At 71.7% G+C, this 20,730-nt stretch carries 21 protein-coding genes; 10 read left to right on the top strand and 11 right to left on the bottom strand.

The window, feature by feature from the left end:
* Positions 1-130: 130 nt before the first annotated feature.
* A complete protein-coding gene (locus OHO27_RS32250) occupies positions 131-544 on the bottom strand; it encodes a PPOX class F420-dependent oxidoreductase (RefSeq protein WP_328428481.1) in 414 nt (137 codons plus the stop codon).
* A gap of 76 nt (positions 545-620) precedes the next feature.
* Complete coding sequence (locus tag OHO27_RS32245) at positions 621-1,262, bottom strand: uridine kinase (RefSeq protein WP_328428480.1); 642 nt, start codon at positions 1,260-1,262, stop codon at positions 621-623.
* A gap of 189 nt (positions 1,263-1,451) precedes the next feature.
* Here OHO27_RS32245 and OHO27_RS32240 point away from each other — a divergent pair, with 189 nt between their 5' ends.
* The 3 genes from OHO27_RS32240 (at position 1,452) to OHO27_RS32230 (ending at position 4,531) form a co-directional block, all read left to right on the top strand.
* Positions 1,452-2,147 carry a DUF2293 domain-containing protein gene (locus tag OHO27_RS32240; protein WP_328428479.1) on the top strand — a complete coding sequence of 232 codons (696 nt, stop codon included), beginning with the start codon at positions 1,452-1,454 and terminating at the stop codon, positions 2,145-2,147.
* Positions 2,148-2,387: 240 nt separating this feature from the next.
* Positions 2,388-2,867 carry an anthrone oxygenase family protein gene (locus tag OHO27_RS32235; RefSeq protein WP_328428478.1) on the top strand — a complete coding sequence of 160 codons (480 nt, stop codon included), beginning with the start codon at positions 2,388-2,390 and terminating at the stop codon, positions 2,865-2,867.
* A 176-nt stretch (positions 2,868-3,043) separates the two neighbouring features.
* A complete protein-coding gene (locus OHO27_RS32230) occupies positions 3,044-4,531 on the top strand; it encodes a glutamate synthase subunit beta (RefSeq protein WP_328428477.1) in 1,488 nt (495 codons plus the stop codon).
* Positions 4,532-4,681: 150 nt separating this feature from the next.
* Here OHO27_RS32230 and OHO27_RS32225 read toward each other — a convergent pair whose 3' ends face one another.
* The gene (locus tag OHO27_RS32225; protein ID WP_328428476.1) at positions 4,682-5,239 is read right to left on the bottom strand and encodes a carboxymuconolactone decarboxylase family protein; all 558 of its coding nucleotides are present in this window, start codon (positions 5,237-5,239) and stop codon (positions 4,682-4,684) included.
* A 47-nt stretch (positions 5,240-5,286) separates the two neighbouring features.
* Here OHO27_RS32225 and pdxR point away from each other — a divergent pair, with 47 nt between their 5' ends.
* On the top strand, positions 5,287-6,759 hold the full coding sequence (gene pdxR, locus OHO27_RS32220; protein ID WP_328428475.1) for a MocR-like pyridoxine biosynthesis transcription factor PdxR: 1,473 nt from the start codon (positions 5,287-5,289) through the stop codon (positions 6,757-6,759).
* A gap of 77 nt (positions 6,760-6,836) precedes the next feature.
* Here pdxR and OHO27_RS32215 read toward each other — a convergent pair whose 3' ends face one another.
* The 3 genes from OHO27_RS32215 to OHO27_RS32205 form a co-directional block, all read right to left on the bottom strand.
* Positions 6,837-7,655 (bottom strand): SAM-dependent methyltransferase, encoded by an 819-nt coding sequence (locus OHO27_RS32215; protein WP_328428474.1) that lies wholly within the window; start codon positions 7,653-7,655, stop codon positions 6,837-6,839.
* 93 nt (positions 7,656-7,748) lie between these two features.
* Positions 7,749-8,003 carry a DUF397 domain-containing protein gene (locus tag OHO27_RS32210; protein ID WP_019757219.1) on the bottom strand — a complete coding sequence of 85 codons (255 nt, stop codon included), beginning with the start codon at positions 8,001-8,003 and terminating at the stop codon, positions 7,749-7,751.
* Positions 8,004-8,864, bottom strand: coding sequence for a helix-turn-helix domain-containing protein (locus tag OHO27_RS32205; RefSeq protein WP_328428473.1), 861 nt, complete (start codon positions 8,862-8,864; stop codon positions 8,004-8,006). It lies immediately after the preceding gene.
* A 230-nt stretch (positions 8,865-9,094) separates the two neighbouring features.
* Between OHO27_RS32205 and OHO27_RS32200 the strand changes: the two genes are divergently transcribed.
* The 3 genes from OHO27_RS32200 (at position 9,095) to OHO27_RS32190 (ending at position 12,426) form a co-directional block, all read left to right on the top strand.
* Positions 9,095-9,733 carry an ATP-binding protein gene (locus OHO27_RS32200; RefSeq protein ID WP_328428472.1) on the top strand — a complete coding sequence of 213 codons (639 nt, stop codon included), beginning with the start codon at positions 9,095-9,097 and terminating at the stop codon, positions 9,731-9,733.
* On the top strand, positions 9,724-10,158 hold the full coding sequence (locus tag OHO27_RS32195) for a hypothetical protein (protein WP_328428471.1): 435 nt from the start codon (positions 9,724-9,726) through the stop codon (positions 10,156-10,158). The genes OHO27_RS32200 and OHO27_RS32195 overlap by 10 nt, the downstream gene beginning before the upstream one ends.
* Positions 10,159-10,482: 324 nt before the next feature.
* Complete coding sequence (locus tag OHO27_RS32190) at positions 10,483-12,426, top strand: ABC transporter ATP-binding protein (RefSeq protein ID WP_443059639.1); 1,944 nt, start codon at positions 10,483-10,485, stop codon at positions 12,424-12,426.
* A 139-nt stretch (positions 12,427-12,565) separates the two neighbouring features.
* Here OHO27_RS32190 and OHO27_RS32185 read toward each other — a convergent pair whose 3' ends face one another.
* The 4 genes from OHO27_RS32185 to OHO27_RS32170 form a co-directional block, all read right to left on the bottom strand.
* Positions 12,566-12,748, bottom strand: coding sequence for a hypothetical protein (locus OHO27_RS32185; protein ID WP_328428470.1), 183 nt, complete (start codon positions 12,746-12,748; stop codon positions 12,566-12,568).
* A 157-nt stretch (positions 12,749-12,905) separates the two neighbouring features.
* Positions 12,906-13,595 (bottom strand): DUF899 domain-containing protein, encoded by a 690-nt coding sequence (locus OHO27_RS32180; protein ID WP_328428469.1) that lies wholly within the window; start codon positions 13,593-13,595, stop codon positions 12,906-12,908.
* A 79-nt stretch (positions 13,596-13,674) separates the two neighbouring features.
* On the bottom strand, positions 13,675-14,859 hold the full coding sequence (locus OHO27_RS32175; protein ID WP_328428468.1) for a cytochrome P450 family protein: 1,185 nt from the start codon (positions 14,857-14,859) through the stop codon (positions 13,675-13,677).
* 33 nt (positions 14,860-14,892) lie between these two features.
* Positions 14,893-16,245 (bottom strand): amidohydrolase, encoded by a 1,353-nt coding sequence (locus OHO27_RS32170; protein WP_328428467.1) that lies wholly within the window; start codon positions 16,243-16,245, stop codon positions 14,893-14,895.
* Between the two features lie 137 nt (positions 16,246-16,382).
* Here OHO27_RS32170 and OHO27_RS32165 point away from each other — a divergent pair, with 137 nt between their 5' ends.
* Together OHO27_RS32165 and OHO27_RS32160 are read left to right on the top strand one after the other, a co-directional pair.
* A complete protein-coding gene (locus OHO27_RS32165; protein WP_328428466.1) occupies positions 16,383-17,369 on the top strand; it encodes an endonuclease/exonuclease/phosphatase family protein in 987 nt (328 codons plus the stop codon).
* Positions 17,338-17,901 carry a class I SAM-dependent methyltransferase gene (locus OHO27_RS32160; protein ID WP_328428465.1) on the top strand — a complete coding sequence of 188 codons (564 nt, stop codon included), beginning with the start codon at positions 17,338-17,340 and terminating at the stop codon, positions 17,899-17,901. Before OHO27_RS32165 ends, OHO27_RS32160 begins: the two co-directional genes overlap by 32 nt.
* A 6-nt stretch (positions 17,902-17,907) precedes the next feature.
* Here the strand turns inward: OHO27_RS32160 and OHO27_RS32155 are convergent, their stop codons facing one another.
* The gene (locus OHO27_RS32155; RefSeq protein WP_328428464.1) at positions 17,908-19,860 is read right to left on the bottom strand and encodes an FUSC family protein; all 1,953 of its coding nucleotides are present in this window, start codon (positions 19,858-19,860) and stop codon (positions 17,908-17,910) included.
* A 237-nt stretch (positions 19,861-20,097) separates the two neighbouring features.
* Here OHO27_RS32155 and OHO27_RS32150 point away from each other — a divergent pair, with 237 nt between their 5' ends.
* Positions 20,098-20,661 carry a dihydrofolate reductase family protein gene (locus OHO27_RS32150; protein ID WP_328428463.1) on the top strand — a complete coding sequence of 188 codons (564 nt, stop codon included), beginning with the start codon at positions 20,098-20,100 and terminating at the stop codon, positions 20,659-20,661.
* The last annotated feature ends 69 nt before the right edge of the window (positions 20,662-20,730 follow it).

Here is a 20,730-nt window from a genome sequence, read left to right as displayed (position 1 = left end):
GCGGCGCGGGACGCACCGCTAGTCCCGGCGCCCTTCATTCTCGCCGTGTCACCTGGCCGACGCACCCGGAGCGGAGCGTTCACGGCCACCGGCTGCGGCCACCAGCCAGGGCGATGGCCGTGGGCGCCCATCAGGCCGAGAAGCGCACGATCTTCCGTGGGACGACACGGATGATCACTCGGACCTCGTCGTCCTTCTCAGCGGGCGGGTCGATGCCGAGGTACTTGTGTGAGAGCTCGAACGGCAACCGCTTGGCCTCGTCCGGGACGATCTCGGCGATGCCACGGATCTCGACGGAGGAGTAGGGGTTGGCGAGGTCATAGACCGAGACGCTGATGCGGGGGTCGCGGCGGAGGTTGCGGACCTTCTGGCGGGCCTCGACGGAGGAGAAGACCACGGTGTCGCCCTCGCGCTTGATCCAGACCACCGAGTTCTGCGGGGCGCCGTCGGGACCGAGGGTTGCCACACCGGCGAAGTTCTTGCCGTCGAGCAGGGAGCGGACGGAGTCGTCGAAGGAGATCGGATCACTCGTGGAGGACGTCATGGCTTCAGAGTAATTAAATGCACGTGCATGCAAAAGGGGTTTGGGGAAAGTGGGACCGCCCACTCCCCCGCTCCTCTCACCCGCCCCACGCCGGATGCCGTGGGTCGTCGGCCCGGACCAGGACATCGGCTGTGCCGGCCGGGTCGGTCTCGTGGTCGTAGCGCTCGAAGGCGGGGAGGGTCCAGTGCTCGGCCTCAAGGGTGCGGCGGCGCAGGGCGCCGGGTGAGAGCAGGACATGGGTGGTCAGATCGAAGGGGAACCAGTGGCGCAGCAGGAGGGGACCGTGCAGCAACAGGAAGCCGCCGGGCGGGAGTTGGACGTAGGGGCTGCGGGTGGCCCGGTCGGTGGCCGGGTCCCACAGGTCGGGCAGGACGCGGCCGTCGCCGCCGGGTTCGAGGGGGCCGAAGACCTCGCGCCACAGGGCGCCGGTGTCGAACCAGCCGTCGTAGTAGGCCTCCACGTCCCGGTGGCCGTACTCCAGGCGGACCGAGGCCGGGCGCAGAAACCCCTGCGTACCGACGGTGAGCGAGGGGCGGCCACGTATGCGCAGTGCCTCCCCGACCCGCTCGGCGAGGTCTCCCGGGTGGGCTGCCGGGGCCCCGTCGAAGGCGATGCGCGGCCAGGCGCTGCCGTCGGCCGGCTTCAGGTCGAGCAGCCGCTCGGCCAGCAGGTCGCCGAGCCGTTCCCAGGTGATCGCTTCAAGTCGCACAAGGCCCATGATGCGACAGGAGGTGACGTTCGCGGGCGCCGCGCTTCGGCGGCACGGGGTTTCGACCCGGGGTCGGGAGGCGGACGTGGTGCGACAGCCTCCCGGGGGACGGCAGGCCTGATCAGGGACCTTCCGTGGGCCTGCCGGGCTGTTCCCCGGATAGTTCCGCGGACCGGCTCCCAGGGGAATGAAACCCGTATGGCACCTCTCGCAACGCCCGCTCCCCGTACCGGCCTTCTTGTCATCCAGCCCCTCAAGCGGCGGCGCTGTGCGGAGTGCCATGCGGGACCGTTGCAGATGCTCGTGCTGGAGGACGGTTCGCCGCGGTGTCTCGACTGCGCCGACCTCGGGCATCTGGTGTTCCTGCCGCGTGGCGACACGGCGTTGACGCGCCGGTCGCGGGAGGAGAGTGCGCTGTCGGCGGTGGTCGTACGGTTCAACCGGCGCAAGGGCCGCTACGAGCGGCAGGGCGTCCTCGTGCAGGAGGCGGGGCTCGCCCGGGCGGAGCAGCGGTGCCTGGCGGACGCGGAGGCCCGGCGGCGGCGCCGGGCGCGGGACGCCCAGCGGCGGGCGCGGGAGGACGTGCGGTTCGCGGAGGCGTTCGCGGCGGAGATACGGCGGCTGTTCCCGGGGTGCCCGGCGGACCGGGCGCGGGACATTGCCGCGCATGCGTCGGCGCGGGGCAGTGGACGGGTGGGGCGGAGTGCGGCGGGCCGGGCGTTGTCCGAGGGGGCCGTGACATGGGCGGTCGGGGCATCCGTGCGGCACCTGGACACGCCGTACGACCAGCTGCTGATGAGCGGGGTGCCGCGGCACGAGGCGCGGCGGCGGATCGCGGCGGCGGTGGAGACGACGTTGCGGGCTTGGCGGGTGGAGGTGTCGGAGGTCGGCTGACATTGCTCTGCCTCGACCGAGCAGCGCCCATGGCTGGTCCGAGCAGCGCCCGTGGATGGTCCCAGCGGCGCCCACTGGCTGGTCCGGGCGGCGCCCGTGGCTCGTCCGGGTCACGGCCATGGACGCTCACGTATGGGTTCGCGCCGCTCGGCCATGGTCACGGTTCTCGTACAGGATTTCACTTGAGGTGACGGATGAGGCCGGGAAGGATCTCGGCGGGATGCGGGAGTTGACGTTGACATGATCGATGGGCCGTACTTCGTACTGGTTGTGATCGGTGTGGTCGGGACCGGCCTGGTGGCCGGGGTGTTCTGCGCCTTCTCGACGTTCGTGATGCGCGGGCTCGCCGCGCTGCCGCCCGCGCAGGGCGTCGCCGCGATGAAGGCGATCAACGTGACCGCGCTGATGCCGGCGTTCATGCTGGTGTTCATCGGGTCGGCGGTGCTGTGCGCCGTGATCGCGGTGGTGACGTTCGTGCTCTGGCCGGACGAGGGCACGGTGGAGCTGTTGCTGGGCAGCGGGCTGTATCTGTTCGGCACGTTCGGCGTGACGATGGTGGCGAACGTGCCCCGCAACGAAGCGCTGGTCAAGCTCGACGCGGGCACCGCGGAGGCGGCCGCCTACTGGCCGACTTACGTGCGCGAGTGGACGGCATGGAACCACGTCCGGACGGTCGCCTCGGCCGCCTCGACGGTGTCGTTCGTTCTGGCCATCAGCTGACCGCCTGCGCCGGCCCGGGAATCCGCGGAGCAGCCCGCGGAGCAACCGGGGAGCCGGGGAGAAAGCGCTGTCAGCCACTCTGCGCGGGTGGCCGGTGGGACGTATCGTTGCCGGGAGAGTGCCGCCCGATGGCGCACGGCTCCAGGACGTCGCACGCGCACGCGAGGAAGACGGCCATGGCCGATCCCAAGGGTTTCATGACCACCCCCCGCCAGGACTGGCCACGCCGGCCCGTGGAGGAGCGGGTCCAGGACTGGGACGAGGTCTACGTCCCCGGGGCGCTGCTGCCCATCATCAGCAAGCAGGCGGACCGTTGTATGGACTGCGGCATCCCCTTCTGTCACGACGCCTGTCCGCTGGGCAATCTGATCCCCGACTGGAACGACCTGGTGTCCCGGGAGGACTGGCGGGCGGCCGCCGACCGGCTGCACGCGACGAACAACTTTCCCGAGTTCACGGGACGGTTGTGTCCGGCGCCGTGTGAGGCGGGGTGTGTGCTGGCGATCAATCAGCCGGCCGTCACCATCAAGAACGTCGAGTGCGCCATCGCCGATCGGGCGTGGGAGGACGGCTTCGCGCAGCCGCGCCCGCCCGACCGGCTGTCCGGGCGCACGGTCGCGGTGATCGGGTCGGGACCCACGGGGCTCGCCGCGGCGCAGCAGCTGACGCGTGCCGGGCACACGGTCGCGGTGTACGAGAAAGACGACCGGATCGGCGGGTTGATGCGGTACGGCATCCCCAGTTTCAAGATGGAGAAGCACCATCTGGAGCGGCGGATCGAGCAGATGCGGGCCGAGGGGACCAAGTTCCGTACGTCGACGGCGGTCGGGCAGGACATCGGTGCGGCCGAACTGCGGTCACGGTACGACGCGGTCGTCATCGCCACCGGTGCCACGGCGTGGCGTGAACTCCCGGTACCAGGGCGGGAGTTGAGCGGCATCCAGCAGGCGATGGAGTATCTGCCGCTGGCCAACCGGGTGTGCGAGGGGGACCTGGAGGCGTCCCCCATGTCCGCGGCCGGGAAGCATGTCGTCATCGTCGGCGGTGGGGACACGGGGGCCGACTGTCTGGGCACCGCCGTGCGGGACGGTGCCGCGTCCGTCACCCAGCTGGACATCTACGCCCAGCCCGGCGCCGAGCGGGACGAGGACGCCGAGCCCTGGCCGACGTACCCGAAGATCTACCGTCTCTCGGCCGCGCACGAGGAGGCGCGCGAGCTGGAGACGGCACCCGCGGCGGACGCGGACGCGCGGCTGTTCGCGGCGTCCACGCTCCGCTTCACGGGCGACTCCGACGGGCACGTGCGGTCGCTGCACCTGACCGAGGTGGACGTGCAGCGCAGCCCGGTGCCGGAGACCGGGCGGACGCTGCCTGCCGACCTGGTGCTGCTCGCCCTCGGCTTCTCCGGGCCCGACCAGGGAGACGGGTTGATCGAGCAGCTGGGGCTGGAGCTGGCGCCTCGCGGCACGCTGACGCGCGATGCCGGGTTCGCCACGAACGCGTCCGGCGTGTTCGCCGCGGGGGATGCCGCCCGGGGGCAGTCGCTCATCGTGTGGGCGATCGCAGAGGGGCGGGCGGTGGCGGCGGCCGTCGACCGTTATCTGACGGGGAGTTCGCGACTGCCGGCGCCGATCTCGCCGTACGACCGGCCCATGAGGGTCTGACGGGGCGGCGGTCGCGGCGAGCGGCCGGCGGTCAGCGGTCGGCGGTCGGCGGTGCGAGCAGCGGCCCTCTTGCCGCGTCCACCCCTCCCACCCCTCCCCCGCCTCCCCCGCCTCCCTCTCGCCGCGTCCCCCTCCCCCGGCCCCCTCTCCCTAGCGCCGCTCGTCCGTCCCTGCCACCTTCCCCGTCGCCAACGCCACCCTGTTCCATGTGTTGATCGTGAGGATCAGGGCCAGCACGTGGGCCAGTTCCTGATCGTCGAAGTGTGCCGCGGCCCGGGCGTAGACCTCGTCGGGGACTCCGCCGTCGGCCACCAGGGTCACCGCCTCCGTCAGGGCCAGAGCCGCCTGTTCCTTCTCGGTGTAGAAGTGACGGGCCTCGCGCCAGACGGCGACCAGGTGCAGCCGGTCCTCGTTCTCGCCGGCCTTGCGGGCGTCGTTGGTGTGCATGTGGAGGCAGTAGGCGCAGTGGTTGAGGTGCGAGGCGCGGATCTGGATCAGCTCGACCAGTGCGGGGTCCAGGCCCTCACGGGCGGCGGCGTCGAAGCCGACGATGGCGCGGAAGACCCTGGGAGCGGACTTCGCGAGGTCCAGGCGGGTCCGCGCGGCCTCGGCCGTGGCGATGGCGGAGTCGATGCCGGTGTCGATGGAGATGTCGATGGCGGAGTGGATGGCGGAAGTGCCCTGCGTGGCGGTCGTGTTCGTCGTCATGTGCTCTAAGTTACAAGCCCGAAAGACCCACTGTAGGGTGCATTTCCATGGCGAGATCGTGGGTCAATTCAGCGGAGCGGATCGGCGCCGACCTGCACCTGGACCTCTCGGAGTCGTCCGGGTCGTCCGGGTCACCCGAGACGTACGGGCCCGGCGGGCGGCGGGCCGCACTGACCCGTGCGCTGCGCGAGGCGGTGCGCGACGGGAGGCTCGCGCCCGGTACCCGGCTGCCGCCGTACCGCTCGCTCGCCGCGGATCTCGGGATCGCCCGCAACACCGTGGCCGACGCGTACGCGGAGCTGGTGGCCGAGGGCTGGCTCACCGCCCGGCAGGGCTCGGGGACACGGGTGGCCGAGCGCGCCGAGCCCCTGCGGCGCGCCGAGCGGGTGCCCCGTAAGGCGCCGCCACGCGCGCGTGGGCCCCGGCACGACCTGCGGCAGGGCTCGCCCGACGCGTCGGCGTTCCCGCGCGCGGCGTGGCTGGCCTCCTATCGGCGGGCCCTCCAGCAGGCGCCGAACGAGGTCTTCGGGCCCGGTGATCCCGCCGGACGGATCGAACTGCGGGAGGCACTCACCGAATACCTGGCACGCGCGCGGGGCGTGCGCACCGAGCCGGGCCGGATCGTGATCTGCTCCGGCTTCGCGCACGCCCTGCGCCTGCTGTTCTCCCAGGAAGGGAGCGGCGGCGTGTTGCGCGGTCCGCTGGCCGTGGAGGCGTACGGTCTGGGCTTCCACCGGGAGCTGCTCGCCGCCGCAGGCGTACGGACCGTACCGCTCCCCCTCGACGAGGACGGTGCTCGTGTCGACCGGCTGGCACGTGAGCGGGCCGTGCTGCTCACGCCCGCCCACCAGTTCCCGACCGGGGGCCCACTGCACCCCGGGCGCCGGGCCGCCGTGATCGACTGGGCACGCGCGCGCGAGGGCGTCCTGCTGGAGGACGACTACGACGGCGAGTTCCGCTACGACCGCAAGCCCGTCGGCGCCGTCCAGGGCCTCGATCCGGAGCGGGTGATCTTCATCGGCTCGGTCAGCAAGAGCCTGTCGCCGGCGGTGCGGCTCGGGTGGATGGTGCTGCCGGAGCGGTACGTCGACGACGTCCTCGCGGCCAAGGGCGAGCGCGAGGCGTGGGCGAGCGTCCTCGATCAGCTGAGCCTCGCCGACTTCCTCGTCTCCGGGGCGTACGACCGTCATGTACGGCGTATGCGGCAGCGGTACCGGAGCCGCCGCGACCGGCTCGTCGCGGCCCTCGCCGCACAGGCGCCGCACATCGAGGTCACCGGTGTCGCCGCCGGGCTCCATGCGGTGCTACGGCTGCCGCCGGGCAGCGAGCGGTCCGCGGTCAAGGCGGCCACCTGGCAGGGCATCGCCCTGGACGGCCTCGCCGAGTTCCGGCACCCGGAGGTGGCGGAGCCGGACATGCCGGTCCGAGACGGCATCGTCGTGGGATACGCGACGCCCTCGGAACACGCGTACGCAGCGGCGCTGGAGGCACTGTGCGCGGTGCTGCCGCCGGGCTCGTAGGGGTGCTGCAGCCGGGCCCGTAGGGCAGGTCGGCGGGGCGCCTCCCGTACCGGAATCCTTGAAGCACGCAGGCCGGGCTACGGCTTGCGGCCCACCGCCCCGTACCCGGGAATGACCCCTTCGTCCTGCCCGGGTACCGGCTCCCCCAGCTCGGGGTGCCACTGGTGCGGCACCTCGACGCCGGGCTCGACGAGTTCGAGGCCGTCGAAGAACCGGGCGAACTCCGCGCAGGAGCGCAGCGCCAGCGTGACGCCGGCCGCCTTGAGCTTCTCGGTCGCCGCCTTCGACTCCTCGGGAGTGAAGTCGGCGGTCGCGTGGGTCACCACCAGGTAGCTGCCGGAGGGGAGTTCGGACAGCAGCCGGGAGACCAGTTCGTGCGCGCCGTCCTCGTCGGAGACGAAGTGCAGCAGCGCGACGAGGGAAAGGGCCACCGGGCGGCTGAAGTCCAGTACCTTCCGGGCGCCTTCGACGATGGCGCCCGGGTCGCGCACATCGGCCTGGAGGTACTCGGTGGCACCCTGGTCCGTGCCGCGCAGCAGGGCCGCCGCGTGGGCCAGCACGATCGGGTCGTTGTCGCAGTAGACGACGCGCGCGTCGGGGGCGATCCCCTGGGCGATCTGGTGCAGGTTCGGCTCGGTCGGGATGCCGGTGCCGACGTCCAGGAACTGGCGTACGCCGTTCTTGGCGAGCCAGCGGGTCGTGCGGTGCATGAACGCGCGGTTGACCCGCGCCATCACCGGGACGCGCGGGTCGAGGGCGAGCATCTGCTGCCCCATGGCCTCGTCGACCGGGTAGTTGTCCTTGCCGCCGAGGTACCAGTCGTACATCCGCGCGGGATGCGGCTTGCTGGTGTCGATCTCGACGAAACGGTTCCGCCCGGTCATGACGAACTCCATAAGGGTCTGCAGCAGTCTGTGGTCATCAACTCAGTACCAACTCAATGCCAACTCAGCGCCAGAATAAGGGAATTGACTGAAAAACAAGTCCGCTCACGACAGAAGGAAGTCCGCCTCCCCCGCCTTGGCACCCTCGATGAACGCCGTCATCTCGTCCGTGGTGTAGATCAGCGCCGGCCCGTCCGGGTCGGTCGACTGCCGGACGGCGATACGGCCGTCGGCGAGCTTCATCGCCTCCAGGCAGTTGCCTCCGTTGCCGCCACTCCACGGCTTGTGCCAGCCTTCGCTGCCCAAGTCCCGCGCGGGCATGCCGTTGTAGACGCGTATGCGCGGCTTGATGCGATCCATTCACAGCTCCTTGCGGAGATCCCGGAGGATCTCCTTCGTGCGGTGTGCCGTAGCGGCCTGCGCCGCCATGCGGTCCATGACCTCGAGGTGGGTAGCCACCTCGGTGCGCGCGTCGAGGTAGACGGCGCCGGTCAGGTACTCGCTGTAGACCATGTCCGGCAGTTCTGACATGGCAAATCGGAACAGCACGAAGGGCCCGTACGTGCCGGGGTGCGGCCCGTTCGCGAAGGGAGCCACCTGCAGCGTCACGTTGGGCAGCCTCGCGGCCTGGAGCAGCCGGTCGATCTGGGCACGCATCACCTCCGGACCGCCGACCTGGCGGCGCAGCACGGTCTCGTCCATCACGACCCACAGCCGCGGCGCGTCCTCACGGGTGAGCAACTGCTGGCGTTGCATGCGCAGGGCGACATGGCGCTCGATGTCGTCGGGGCTGGTCTGGCCGATGGCGCCCGACCTCAGCACGCCGCGCGCGTAGTCCTCGGTCTGCAACAGGCCGGGCACGAAGTGGGGTTCGTACGACCGGATGAGCGCGGCGGCACCCTCCAGGCTGACGTACATCGAGAACCAGCCGGGCAGGATGTCGTGGAAGCGCTGCCACCAGCCCGGCCTGTTGGCCTCCTCCGCCAGTTGCACAAAGGCGTCTGCCTCGTCGTCGGAGATGCCGTAGGCCTTCAGGAGCAGTTGGAGGTACGGGATCTTCAGCCCGACCTCGGCCATCTCCATGCGGCGGACCGTCGCGGGAGCGACCCGGAGCACCCGGGCTGCCTCCTCGCGCTTGAGCCCGGCGCGTTCGCGCAGGTCGAGCAGGCGGCGGCCGAGGACGACCTGGCCGACCGTAGGTGCGGACCGCGGCTCGCTCACGCTCCACCTCCACGTATGAATCCCGATGAATCCCGACAGGTCGACTGAATCCTGACAGGCCGACGGCGCCATTCGAAGACCTATTCGAAGATCCCGGTGGATCTTCGGTGATCTCAACTGGCGCCGTTCGACATGCTGTTGCGAGCAGTGTGCCACGGCCTTCCAGAGAGTCACACAGCACTCTGCATTTTCCAGAGTGACACTTGTCAAGTGTTCACGCCGGGGAGATAGTGGCAAGCGTGATTCCGTCCCCGCCCTTAGGAACAGACGCCGCCGTGGTCCCCCACGACCTCGGCGCCGCCCCGACAGTGGGACCCCAGCGGGACACCGCCGCCGAGCGCCGGTTCCGTTTCGAACTGGCCGCACATCCGGGCTCTCCCGCGCAGGCCAGACGCCTGACGAGGGCGCGGCTGAACGGCTGGGCGGTGTGCGAGGACACCTGCGACACGGCGGCTCTCGTCGTGTCGGAACTGGTCACCAACGCGATCGTGCACACCGCCAGCGAGCACATAGTGTGCGAGCTGCACGACGGCGCCGACCTGGTGCGCATAGCCGTGCGCGACGAAGGATGCGCGCCGGGTGAGCCGCATCCGCTGTCGGCGCGGCCCGAGGAGGAGCACGGGAGGGGACTGCTTCTCATAGACGCCCTCTGCCATGCCTGGGGGGCAGGCGAGGACGGGTCCGGGCTGGTGGTCTGGGCCGATCTGCCACGGGCGGGCGGGTTCCAGGACGCCTCCCGCGGTGACACCGGGCCGAACAACGATCTCGGGTGGGGATCCCGGCCCAAGCCGGGTCCGCCCGGAGGTTCTGGCGACGAGGACGAAGCACAGGCTCAGTACGGCAGGGGAACGGGGTCCGCATGGCTGTGAGGGGCGCGTCCGGCGGCGGTCAGGTACTGAGCCTGGACACGCTGGTCCGCCTTCGCCGCGACATGCCCGCGGCCGGGGCGCCTCGACGGCTGCCGGTCCCCGAGGGGATGACGGCGCCACTGGGCTTCGACGCGGTGGCTGTTCCCGCCCGTTACGGGCCTCTGATCATGCCTCGGCTGCCTCGGGTCGGGTGTGTGTACGCCGATGAGGCGCACTGGTGGTGGATCGTGCCGGCCGACTCGGACTACGCACTGGAGTGGCCGGCGTCCGCGCGGTACCTGACGGGCGCGGTTGCTCTGGACACGCCTCGACTGATCCATCGGCCCGACGGGACCGTGCCCTATACGCCGCCGATTCCGCTGTATCTGGCGTTGTGCAGGGTCACGGGGACTACGCCTACGTGGCAGCGGCAGATCTCTGCGTGAGGCTCCGCCGGTTGGGCGGGGGTTTCGGGGGCTGTGGGTGACGGGGCGCCGCCTGTTGTCGTCCTGTACCAAGGGGCTGCCGCCCCCTGGACCCCGCTTCGGCCCTGCGGGCCTCGTCCTCAAACTCCCCCAGAGGGGGTACCCCCAGACGGGCTGGAATGCCTGGGCCGGCGCCGAAGAGTGACCGGCCCTCTCGCGTCCCGGACCCCGCCCTCGCGGCGTACGCCCGCGCGCACCTCTCGCCCTCACTCACGCCCTCCCCCGGGCGCGCCCGCCCCGCCATAGTGGCCCTCCGTCGCCAGGGCGGTCGGGGGAGGGTGGACGGTGGGGAAGAAACGCGCTACTGGTGGGCCCGAGGTGTCCGAGTCGGAGCAGCTGCTCTTCGGGGGGCCGTTGCGGTACGACATGGGGTGGAACCGGCATCGGGACGCCTTTCTGGAGCTGAACTTCCGGGCGATGGTGACGCGGCTGCCGTCCCTGCTGTCGTCGAGCTTCCGGCTCGCCTGGCAGGCCGACCGGCGGGCCGCGCGGACCGTGCTGGTGGCCGAGGTGGGGCGCGGCCTTGGACAGGCGGTCGGATTGCTTGCCGTGAACAGTGTGCTGGGGCGGCTGATCGGGGGCGGGGCTCTGGAGGACCGGTTACGGGGTGCCGTTCCCGCGCTGGTCACCATGGCCGCCGTGATGGTGGTCTCGACGCTGCTGCGAGCCGCGTCGACTTACGCCACCGGGCGCCTGGAGCCCAAGGTGGAGCGGGTGGCGACCGAGCTGTATCTGGAGCGGGCGGCGGCCGTGGAGCTGGCCGCGATCGAGGACCACGCCTTCCACAAGCTGCTGGACACCGCGCAGTACGGCGCCGGAGCCGCCCGCCGGATGATCTCGTACAGCACGCGGGTCGTGAACGCGGCCATCTCGCTGATCGCGGCTGCGGGTGTGCTCACCGTGCTGCATCCCGCCCTGCTGCCCCTCCTCGCCACGATGACGCTGCCCAGCGCCTGGAGCGCCCTGACCAACGCCCGGCGACGCTACGAGTCCTTCCACACCTGGGTGCAGCACTCCCGGGCCGGCCATCTGATCAGCGGGCTGCTGACCGAACCCGCCGCCGCGCCCGAGATCCGGGTCCACGGAGTCGGGCCGTTCCTCCTGCGCCACTACCGGGCGATGTCGGAGACGGCGGAGGCCGAGCAGGCACGGCTGGCCGGGCTGGCTGCGCGCACCGGGCTCATCGCGGCGGCGTGGACGGGGCTGGCGACCGTCGCGACCTACGCCACGCTGGGCGGGCTGCTGCTCGCCGGTGCCATGGCGCTCTCCGTGGCGGGTACGGCCGTCATCGCGATCCGCACGGGTTCGTCGAGCCTCGACAGCCTCGTCCTGGAGGTGAACGCGCTCCACGAGGAGGCGCTCTTCGTGGGCGATCTGCAACGGCTGTACGTCGAGGCGGCCGAACGGGCGATTCCGCTCGGCGGCGCCCCGCTGCCCGAGGACCCGCGGGAGGTCCGCTTCGAGAACGTCGGCTTCAGCTACCCGGGTGAATCGGCCCGCCCCGCCCTCGACGACGTCACGCTCACCCTCCCCCTCGGCCGGATCATCGCGCTGGTCGGCGAGAACGGCTCCGGCAAGACCACCCTGGTCAAACTGCTGGCCGGGCTCTACACCCCGGACTCGGGCCGCATCCTCTGGGACGAGGTCGACGCGGCCGGCGCCGACCGGCACCAACTCGCCGAGCGCATCGCGATGGTGGCCCAGGACTTCAAGCGCTGGCCGTTCACCGCCCGGGTCAACGTCTCCGTGGGCCGCTCCTCCGCGCCCCTCACCGAGGAGCGTCTGGCCGCCTCGGTCGCCGAGGCCGGGGCCGGGGACGTGGTGGCCGATCTGCCGCGGGGCCTGGACACCCTGCTGGCCCGTCAGTTCAACGGCGGGCACGAGCTGTCCGGCGGCCAGTGGCAGCGGCTCGGGATCGCCCGGGCCGCCTACCGGCGTGGCCGCATCCTGATCGTGGACGAGCCGACCGCGGCCCTGGACGCACGGGCCGAACTGGAGGTCTTCGAGAAGATCCGCGCCCTGGCCTCCACCGGCCAGACGGTCGTCCTCATCACCCACCGGCTGGCGTCCGTACGCCACGCCGATCTGGTGCATGTCCTCGACCAAGGCAAGCTGGTGGAGTCAGGCACGCCCGACGAGCTGCTGGCCACGGGCGGTGTCTTCGCGGAGCTGTACTCGCTTCAGGCGGGGCAGTTCACCACGCGGGTCCCCGCGCCGAAGGCGGGCTGACCTCGACGAGGGCCCGGCGCGAAGCCGGGCCGAACCTCATCAGAGGCGCCTAATCGGAGGCGCCTCATCTGACGCGCCCCATCTGACACGGCTCATCTGGCGCGCCTTGTCTGACGCGCTCTCATGTCACGTGCCCTCGTCACGCCGCGACGTCGACCGCCATGTCACTGCGGACGATCACCAGGAACGCGTCCGTGGCGAGGTCCATGACGACCTCGGCGGCCAGACCTTCCATCCGCCGCGCGTGTGCGAACTCCTCCGCGGGCCACGAACCTCGCGGCCCTCCCGCGGGAAAGCGTTCGAGCACTGTTCGCCCGTTCACCACCCTGCACCTCCCGAAAGCGTCGTACTTGTAGGAGTTAACGCCTGCCGGAGGTGAATCGCCTCGCCCGGTGACGGGACTGAGACGTAGTTGACACTCGTTCACCGCGATGTGTGAGCTTCTGATCACTCTCGATGATCAGCCGCTACTTCTTGTGTCAGTCCTCGTACTCGTCGTGATATCGGATACGTTCACTGCCCGCAGGCGCCCCGAGAGCCGACGCACGCCCCTTGGGCTCCTCCCACGCCTCCTGCCGACCCAGCGCGGTGAGGTCCAGGAAGCCGGTGGCCGAGCCCAGTCCGTCGAGGCCGCGCTCATACGTCGAGTAGGTGTGGAAGACGCGGTCCCGGTCCCGCAGGAGACAGCTCACGCCGGGTCGTTCCACCAGCTCGCCCTCGTGCTCCAGGGTCGCCTCGAAGTCATGGTTGAAGTCGCTGCCGTAGGACGAGTACCAAGGCACCGTCCAGCCCATGCGCGCCTTGAACGGCAGGATCTTCGTGTACGGCGCCCTGGAGACGGCGACAAGAGTCGTGCCCCGCGCCTTGAGGTGCGCCAGATGCCCGACCTGGTCCAGGAACCCGGAGCAACTGCGGCATCCGGCGTCCCAGTCCGGGGCGAACATGAAGTGGTAGACGACGAGTTGGTGCCGCCCCTCGAAGAGGTCGAGCAGGGTGGCCTTGCCGTCGCCGCCCTCGAAGACGTACTCCTCGTCGATCTCGACCATGGGCAGTCTGCGCCGCTCGGCCCCCAGCGCGTCACGCGCGCGTGTGGCTGCCTTCTCCTTGACCAGCAGTTCCTCGCGCGCCGCGCGCCACTGCGCGCGCGAGACGATCTCCGGAAGCGACATGGGCGCCCCTCCTGTGCAACGGTCCGTTCTGGGTGGTGACCGGTGCGAGGGGCATAACTCATCGCCCGCCCGGAGAATTTCAGGAGAATTTCTCGGCGTACGTCACCGGCAGCGCGAGCAGGCCACGGGCGCGCAGCGAGCGGCGCCACCGGAGGTCGTCGTCCGCGAGGGCGAGTTCGGGGAACCGGTGCAGCAGGGCAGCCAGGGCGACCTCGGTCTCGGCGCGGGCGAGCGGGGCGCCGAGGCAGTAGTGGATGCCGTGTCCGAGCGCGAGGTGACCGGAGGCGTCGCGGCCGAGGTCGAGGCGGTCGGCGTCGGGGAAGCGGACGGGGTCGCGGTTGGCGGCGGAGAGGGAGAGCAGGACGGTGTCCCCGGCGGGGACGGTCACGCCGCCGATGGTCACGTCCTCGGTCGGGAAGCGCCGGATGGCGAGCAGGGCCGGGCCCTCGTAGCGGGCGAACTCCTCGACGGCGGAGGGTATTCGGGACGGTTCCTCACGCAGGGCCGCCAGTTGCTCGGGGTGGTCGAGCAGGGCGAGCACGGCGTTACCGATGAGCTGCACGGTGTTCTCGTACCCGGCGAACAGGATGAGGAAGGCGAGGGACATCAGCTCGTCCTCGCCCAGCCGGTCGCCGTCGGTGTCACGGACCGCGATGAGGTCGCCGAGCAGGTCGTCGGCGGGTTCCCTGCGCTTGTCGGCGAGGAGCCGGGTGAAGAACCCGAGCATCGCCACGACGGCCTCCTTCGCGGCCTGCGGTCGCGCCGGGTCGGGGGCGACCAGGGCGTCGGTCCACTCCCGGAAGTCCCGTCGGTGCTCGTCGGGGACGCCGAGGAGGTCGCAGATGACGGTGATGGGGAGGGGGGCGGCGTAGGAGGCGATCAGGTCGGTGGTGCCGTGCGGGCCGAGGGCGTCGAGGAGTCGGTCGGCGGTCCGCCGTATGGGCGTGCGGAGCTGTTCGACGCGGCGCGGGGTGAAGGCACGGCCGACCAGGCGGCGGATCCGGGTGTGGTCGGGCGGGTCCATGTTGAGGAGGTTGGCGTCGAGGGCGGGCGGCAGGGCGAGGCCACGGTAAGTGCCGGGCGCCGCATGCCGTTTGTCCAGGGACAGCCGGGGGTCTGCGAGGGCCTCGCGGACGTCGTCGTACCGGGTGACGAGCCAGGCGGGACTGCCGTCGGGTCCGGCGATGCGGTGCACCGGGGCGGTGTCGCGCAGGCGCCGGTACACGTCGTACGGGTGACCGAGAAGGCCGTCGGCGAGATCCATGGACCTCAGACTATGCACTCGGGTGCACTCGGCTCAGGTGTCGTACTCCTGGATGCGCTTGCCGTGACCGCGGTCCAGGAGCGCGGGCATCCGCTCGCCCAACTCCCGTACGACGGCGGGCACATCGATGGTCAGCAGTTCCCGGTCTCGCATCAGCACGCGCCCGTCCACGATCGTCGTGCGCACGTCGGAGGAGCGGGCGCTGTGCACGAGCGTGGCGGCGAGGTCGTGGACGGGCTGGGTGTGCGGGCCGGTGAGGTCGACCAGGATGATGTCGGCGCGCCGGCCGGGCGCGATGCTGCCGACCACCTCACCGAGTCCGACCGCGCGGGCGCTCTGGAGCGTGGCGTGGTGCAGGGCTTGACGAGCTGTCAGCCAGCGGGGATCGCCGGTGGCCGACTTCTGGATGAGGGCGGTGAGGGCCATCGACTCCCATACGTCGAGGGAGTTGTTGGAGGCGGCGCCGTCCGTGGCGAGGCCGACGGGGATGCCGAGGTCGCGCAGGGCGCGTACGGGTGTGGTGGTGGGCCAGGCGAACTTGAGGTAGCCGCGTGGGGCGCTGGCGACGGCGACACGGCCGGAGGCGTTCCGCAGGGCCGGCAGGTCGCGGTCGAGGATGCCGGTGCCGTGCGCGATGAGGACGTCGACGTCGAGGATGCCGGTGCGCCGGAGCACCTCGATCGGCGTGACGCCGTGGCGGGCGAGGCTCGCCTCGGCCTGGTCGCGGTTCTCGGAGGCGTGGAGGTGGACGGACAGGCCGTACTCGCGGGCGAGTTCGGCGGTGGCGGCCAGGTCGGCGTCGTCGACGGTGTAGGGGGCGTGCGGGGCGAGGGTGGTGGTGATACGGCCGTCCGCGCCGCCGCGATGCCGTAGCGCGAACTCCAGTGACCTCTCCCGCCCTTGAGCGCCCTGGGAGGAGAAGTAGGCCTCGCCGAGGTGGGCACGGATGCCGCACTCCTCGACCACGGCGGCGACGGCGTCCATCGAGAAGTAGTGGTCGGCGAAACAGGTGACCCCCCCGCGGATCATCTCGGCGCAGGCGAGCCGCGCCCCCGACTCCACGTCCTGCTCGGTGAGGTTGGACTCGATGGGCCACACGACGTCGTTGAACCACTCGTCGGTGGGCAGGTCCTCGGCGACCCCGCGCAGGGCGACCATGGGGGCGTGGGTGTGGCAGTTGACGAGGCCGGGGAGGGCGACCTGGCCATGGGCGTCGATACGCTCGGTCGCGGTCAGCCCCTCGGCCTCCGCGCTGCTGATCACCGCCTCGACGGCCCCGTCCCGTACGACGATCGCCGCGTCCTCGGCGAACCCGATCCCCTCATGATCGTCGTGCGTGAGCACCGTGCACCGGGTGATGATGAGACCGGCGGGAGAAGGCGTCATGCAGTCACCGTACGACGCGGTCGTGCCCCCGGACGGGGTGAACCGCGTTTCCCGTCGGCGCTATGTCCCGGCGGCGTGGGCGCGTGCATTCTGGCCTCACCACCGCCCGTCGCACGGCTTCCGGAAAGGGGCCCGACATGCTCCTCGGTACCTGGAATCTCGAGAACCTGATGCTCCCGGGCAGCGGCGACGGCGCGCCCGAGAACGATGCCGAGTACGAGGCGAAGGTCGAGTCCCTCGCCTCGGTGATCACCGCACTCGACCCGGTGCTGCTCGGCGTCCAGGAGGTCAAGCAGGAGGAGGCGCTCGACGACCTGGTCCGGGCGGTGGGCGGGGAGTGGCACACCGCGCTCTCCCGGCACCGGGACGCCCGCGGCATCCGTGTGGGCTTCATCAGCCGGACGCCGATGCGGGTGCTTCGGGACACGCGCGTGTTCGCGCAGAAGCTGCGCCCCGTGCAGAGCGACGACGGCGCACAGCCCGGCGATCACGACCGGGAGGCGAGCCGCGGCTTCCTGGCGGTGGAGGTCGACACGGCGGACGGGCCCCTGCGGGTGGCCGTGGCGCACCTCAAGTCGAAGCTGCTGACGTACCCGGGCAATGGCAGCAAGTCGCGCTTCCACCCGCACGACGAGGCGGAACGTGCCCGCTTCGGCGCGTACGCCCTCTACCGCCGGGCCGCCGAGGCGGCGACCCTGCGCGGCCTCGCGGACTTCCTGCTCGAGGACGACGGGCGCGAGCGGGACGTGGCCGTCCTCGGCGACATGAACGACGTGGTGAACGCCGCCACGACGCAGATCCTGCTCGGCCCTCCGGGCTCCGAGCTCGACAGGGAACGCGCGTTCAGGGACCCCGATCTGGGCGATGCGTTCCGGCTGTGGAACGTGGCCCCGCTGATACCCGTGAAGCGGCGCTTCTCCCGCGTCAACTTCGGGCGCGGGGAGCTGATCGACCACGTCCTGACGAGCCACCGGTTGGTCCACCGCGTCTCGGAGGCGGGCACGGGCCTGCCCGACCAGCAGGGCCGGGCCCTCGACCTGCCGTCGGTCGGCGAGGACCCGACGGAGCGGGTCGGGACGCCGGGGTCGGACCATGCGCCGGTGTGGATACGGTTCGGCGGCTGACACCGCTGTGCCGCGGGGGCCGGTCCCGGAGCGACTGACCTGGGCGGTGGAGAACCTCGGCCTGACGCCCGGCGACCGGGTCCTGGAGGTCGGCTGCGGCCGGGGAGTCGCGGCCGCCCTGATCTGCGAGCGGCTCTCCTCGGGCACGATGACGGCGATCGACCGCTCGGCCACGGCGGTGGAGGCGGCGCGGCGCCGTAACGAAGAGTGCGTCGCGGCGGGCAGGGCGGTCTTCCACGCGGCCTCCCTGGAGGAGTCCGACTTCCCCGACGCGTCCTTCGACAAGATCCTCGCCGTCAACGTGAACCTCTTCTGGGTGCGCTCTCCCGACCGGGAGTTGGCCGCGCTGAGGCGCTGGCTGGCGCCGGGCGGCGCCCTGTGCCTGTGCTGGGAGCCGCCGGACGCGCGCCGGGCCGAGGAGATCGCCGGAAAGGTGTCGGCGGCCGTGGCGGCGCAGGGGTTCGAGGCGGAGGTGCGGGTGGGGGTGACCGGGGCGGGGAGCAGGTTGGTGTGCGTGCGGGCACGGGGCTGACGGGCATCATCCGGCGAGGGGTACGTCGGGGGTCGCGGGACCCCGCGGCCCGTGCAGCCCGGCCCGGTCGCGGTGCTGCGCGAGTTGCTCCAGCAACTCGGTGAGCTGGGCTGTGTGCCAGGGCGTGAGCCGGCCCGAGTCGTCGAGGTGCACGGCGCACGCGGTGGTCGTGTCGACGAGCTGTTCGAGGGTGGCGACGACGTCGTCCGCACCCTCCGTGTGCCGGGCGAGCGCGGGAAGTTCGGCGGCGGCGAGGGCGATCGCGGTACGGGCCTCGGCGAGCGCACGGTAGGCCTCGCGACGGAGGGTCCAGCGGACGGCGCGGGGGTCGCTGCGGGGCGGGGTGGGTTCGTACGGCCTGTGGGGGGCGTCGGTCTCGCGCCGCGCACAGGTGGCCTCGGACTCCCGCAGCACATGCGCGAGGTAGGCATGTGCCGCCCGGTCGGCCGTCGCGAGTCGGGACCGTACGCCCCCGCCCCGCTGCCCCGGCATCGGCAGGTGTCCCACGACCAGCACGATCGCGCAGGCCAGCAGCGTCTCGCCGATCCTGCTCAGGGAGGCCTGCGGCTCGCCGCCCACCATGACCAGGGCGAGCACGAGAAGGGTCACTACGGCGGTCTGGGCGGCGAAGTGCCGGGTGGCCACGGGAATCAGGGCTCCGCAGAGCGCCACGAGCGCGATGAGCCCTTCCGGCCGGGGCAGCACGGCCGCGAACCCGGCGAAGAGCAGGGCTCCCAGCACGGTGCCGGCGGCCCGGCACAGCACCCGGGACGCGAGCGGCCCCAGATCGGGCTTGACGAGGAAGACGGCGGTGGCGGGGAGCCAGTACCAGTGCTCGTGCTGCCCGTACCACTGGGTGTGGTGCAGCGCCTGGGCGATGGCGGCGCTGGCACCGAAGCAGAGGGCGACGCGCAGGCCGTACTCCCGCCCGCCGGCCCCGAACACGGCTCGGGCGAGATCCGCGGCCGTACGACGCCGGGTGTGCAGGTCGCGGTTGCCCCGGCCCTGGTCGAACGCCTCGGCGGCGTGCAACAGGGCATCGTCCAGGGCGCGCAGGGCGGGCGCGGAGCGGGAGGGCGCGGGGAGAGGGCCGGTGTGGGTGTTGCCACGTACGGCGGCGGCGAGGCGCCGGGGGCCTTCGGAGGCCCGCGCGGGTACCGCTTCCCCGGCCCAGGCGAGCGCGGTGGCGGCCTCGGCGAGCGGCAGGGCGGCCGCGTACTGCGCGTGCAGCCGCCGCTCGGTGGACGAGGAGGCGTACCGCCGCAGCCGGGGCCCGGTGAGAGCGTCCTGCGCATGGTCGAGGGCGGCGGTGAGCGCGACGCGCCGGGCGGTGGCATGGCGGGTGCCGACGGCGTCGAGGAGGTTCGCGACGGCGTCGTACACGATGGCGACGGCGTCGCGCTCGCCGTCGAACCGGAAGTCTCCGACGAGGGAGCCGGGCGTGGGGAGGGCCAGCCGGAGCCCCAGCAGCCAGGCGGCACCGCCGAGATAGGCGAGCGCCCGCAGCCACCCGCTCTCCGGCAACGGCATCCCCGCCCCGATGGCGGAGGCGACGAGCAGTTGCGTCCCGGACGCGGAGGCGACGGGCCCGACGGCGCTGATCCCTCCCGCGAAGAGCCCGAGGCCGGTGAGGAGGAGGGTGAGCGCAGCGGCCCCGAGGCGATCCCCTGCCATCGTCCCGACGAGGAGCCCGACCGCCCCCGCCAGCGCGGGCACCCCGAGCCGGTGGACGGAGACACGACGGCTGCCGGGACGGTCGTTGATACCGGCGAGCATGGCGGCGATGGCGGCCACGACACCGAGTGAGGCACGGTCGGCGAGCACGGCGACGAGGAGGAGCGGCCCGGCGGCCAGGGCTCCCCGGACCACCGCACTCCAGGGGACGGGGCCGCGCTGGGCGCGCAGGGTGTGGGCGAGCCAGGGAGGGAGGGAAAGGGCGCGACGTGCGGGGCGGGACACAGGGCTCCTGTCGGGGCGAGGGCGGGGTGTGCCTTCGGGCGACGGTGGCCGGGCTTGGGCTGGGCTGTGGTGTCCACGGTAGGGCGAGCTCTTGGAGGCTGTGGGACGCCGACGTTTCGGGGATGTGACGATGCGTGGAAACGACACGTTCTTTATGAACGCAACCACGGCGACGAGTTCTGCCGCGGCCGGCGGTCGGCGGTCGTACTGTCGACCCGTCACCGAGGAGGAATTCTGATGCGCAGCGTGACCTACTCGATGGGCGTCTCACTGGACGGCTACATCGTCGGGCCGGACGGCGGCTTCGACTTTGGGGTGCCCACCGAGGACGTCTTTCGTCTCTCCGTCGACGAGATCCGTGAGGTCGGCGTCCATCTGCTGGGACGCCGGTTGTACGAGACGATGCTGTACTGGGAGACCGCCGACCAGCATCCGGCGCTCGAGTTCTCCACGCTCGAGTTCGCCGCGCTCTGGAAGGCGCTGCCGAAGGTGGTGTTCTCCACCACCCTTTCGGCGGTGCAGGGCAATGCCCGCCTGTCTCCCGGCGGCCTGGCGGAGGAGATCGAGCGGTTGCGGGCCGAGCCGGGGGAGGGCGACATCGCGATCGGCGGCGCGACGCTCGCCGCCGAGGCGGCCGCGGCGGATCTGATCGACGAGTACCGGGCCAGGGTCTATCCGGTGCTGGTCGGCGGTGGCATTCCGTTCTTTCCCCAGCATGAGCGCCGGGTGGATCTCGAACTCGTCGAGACCCGCACCCTCAGCTCGAAGGTGGTCTACCTCCGCTACCGCGTGGCGCGCTAGCCGGCTGGTCCAGCCCTGGGAAGAACGGGTCGGCCGGTACTGACCTGCGCGCTCCTGCCCGACTCCCCC

The sequence above is a fragment of the Streptomyces sp. NBC_00443 genome, from assembly GCF_036014175.1.
Lineage (GTDB): Bacteria > Actinomycetota > Actinomycetes > Streptomycetales > Streptomycetaceae > Streptomyces.
This window is presented reverse-complemented; position numbering and strand designations above follow the sequence as displayed.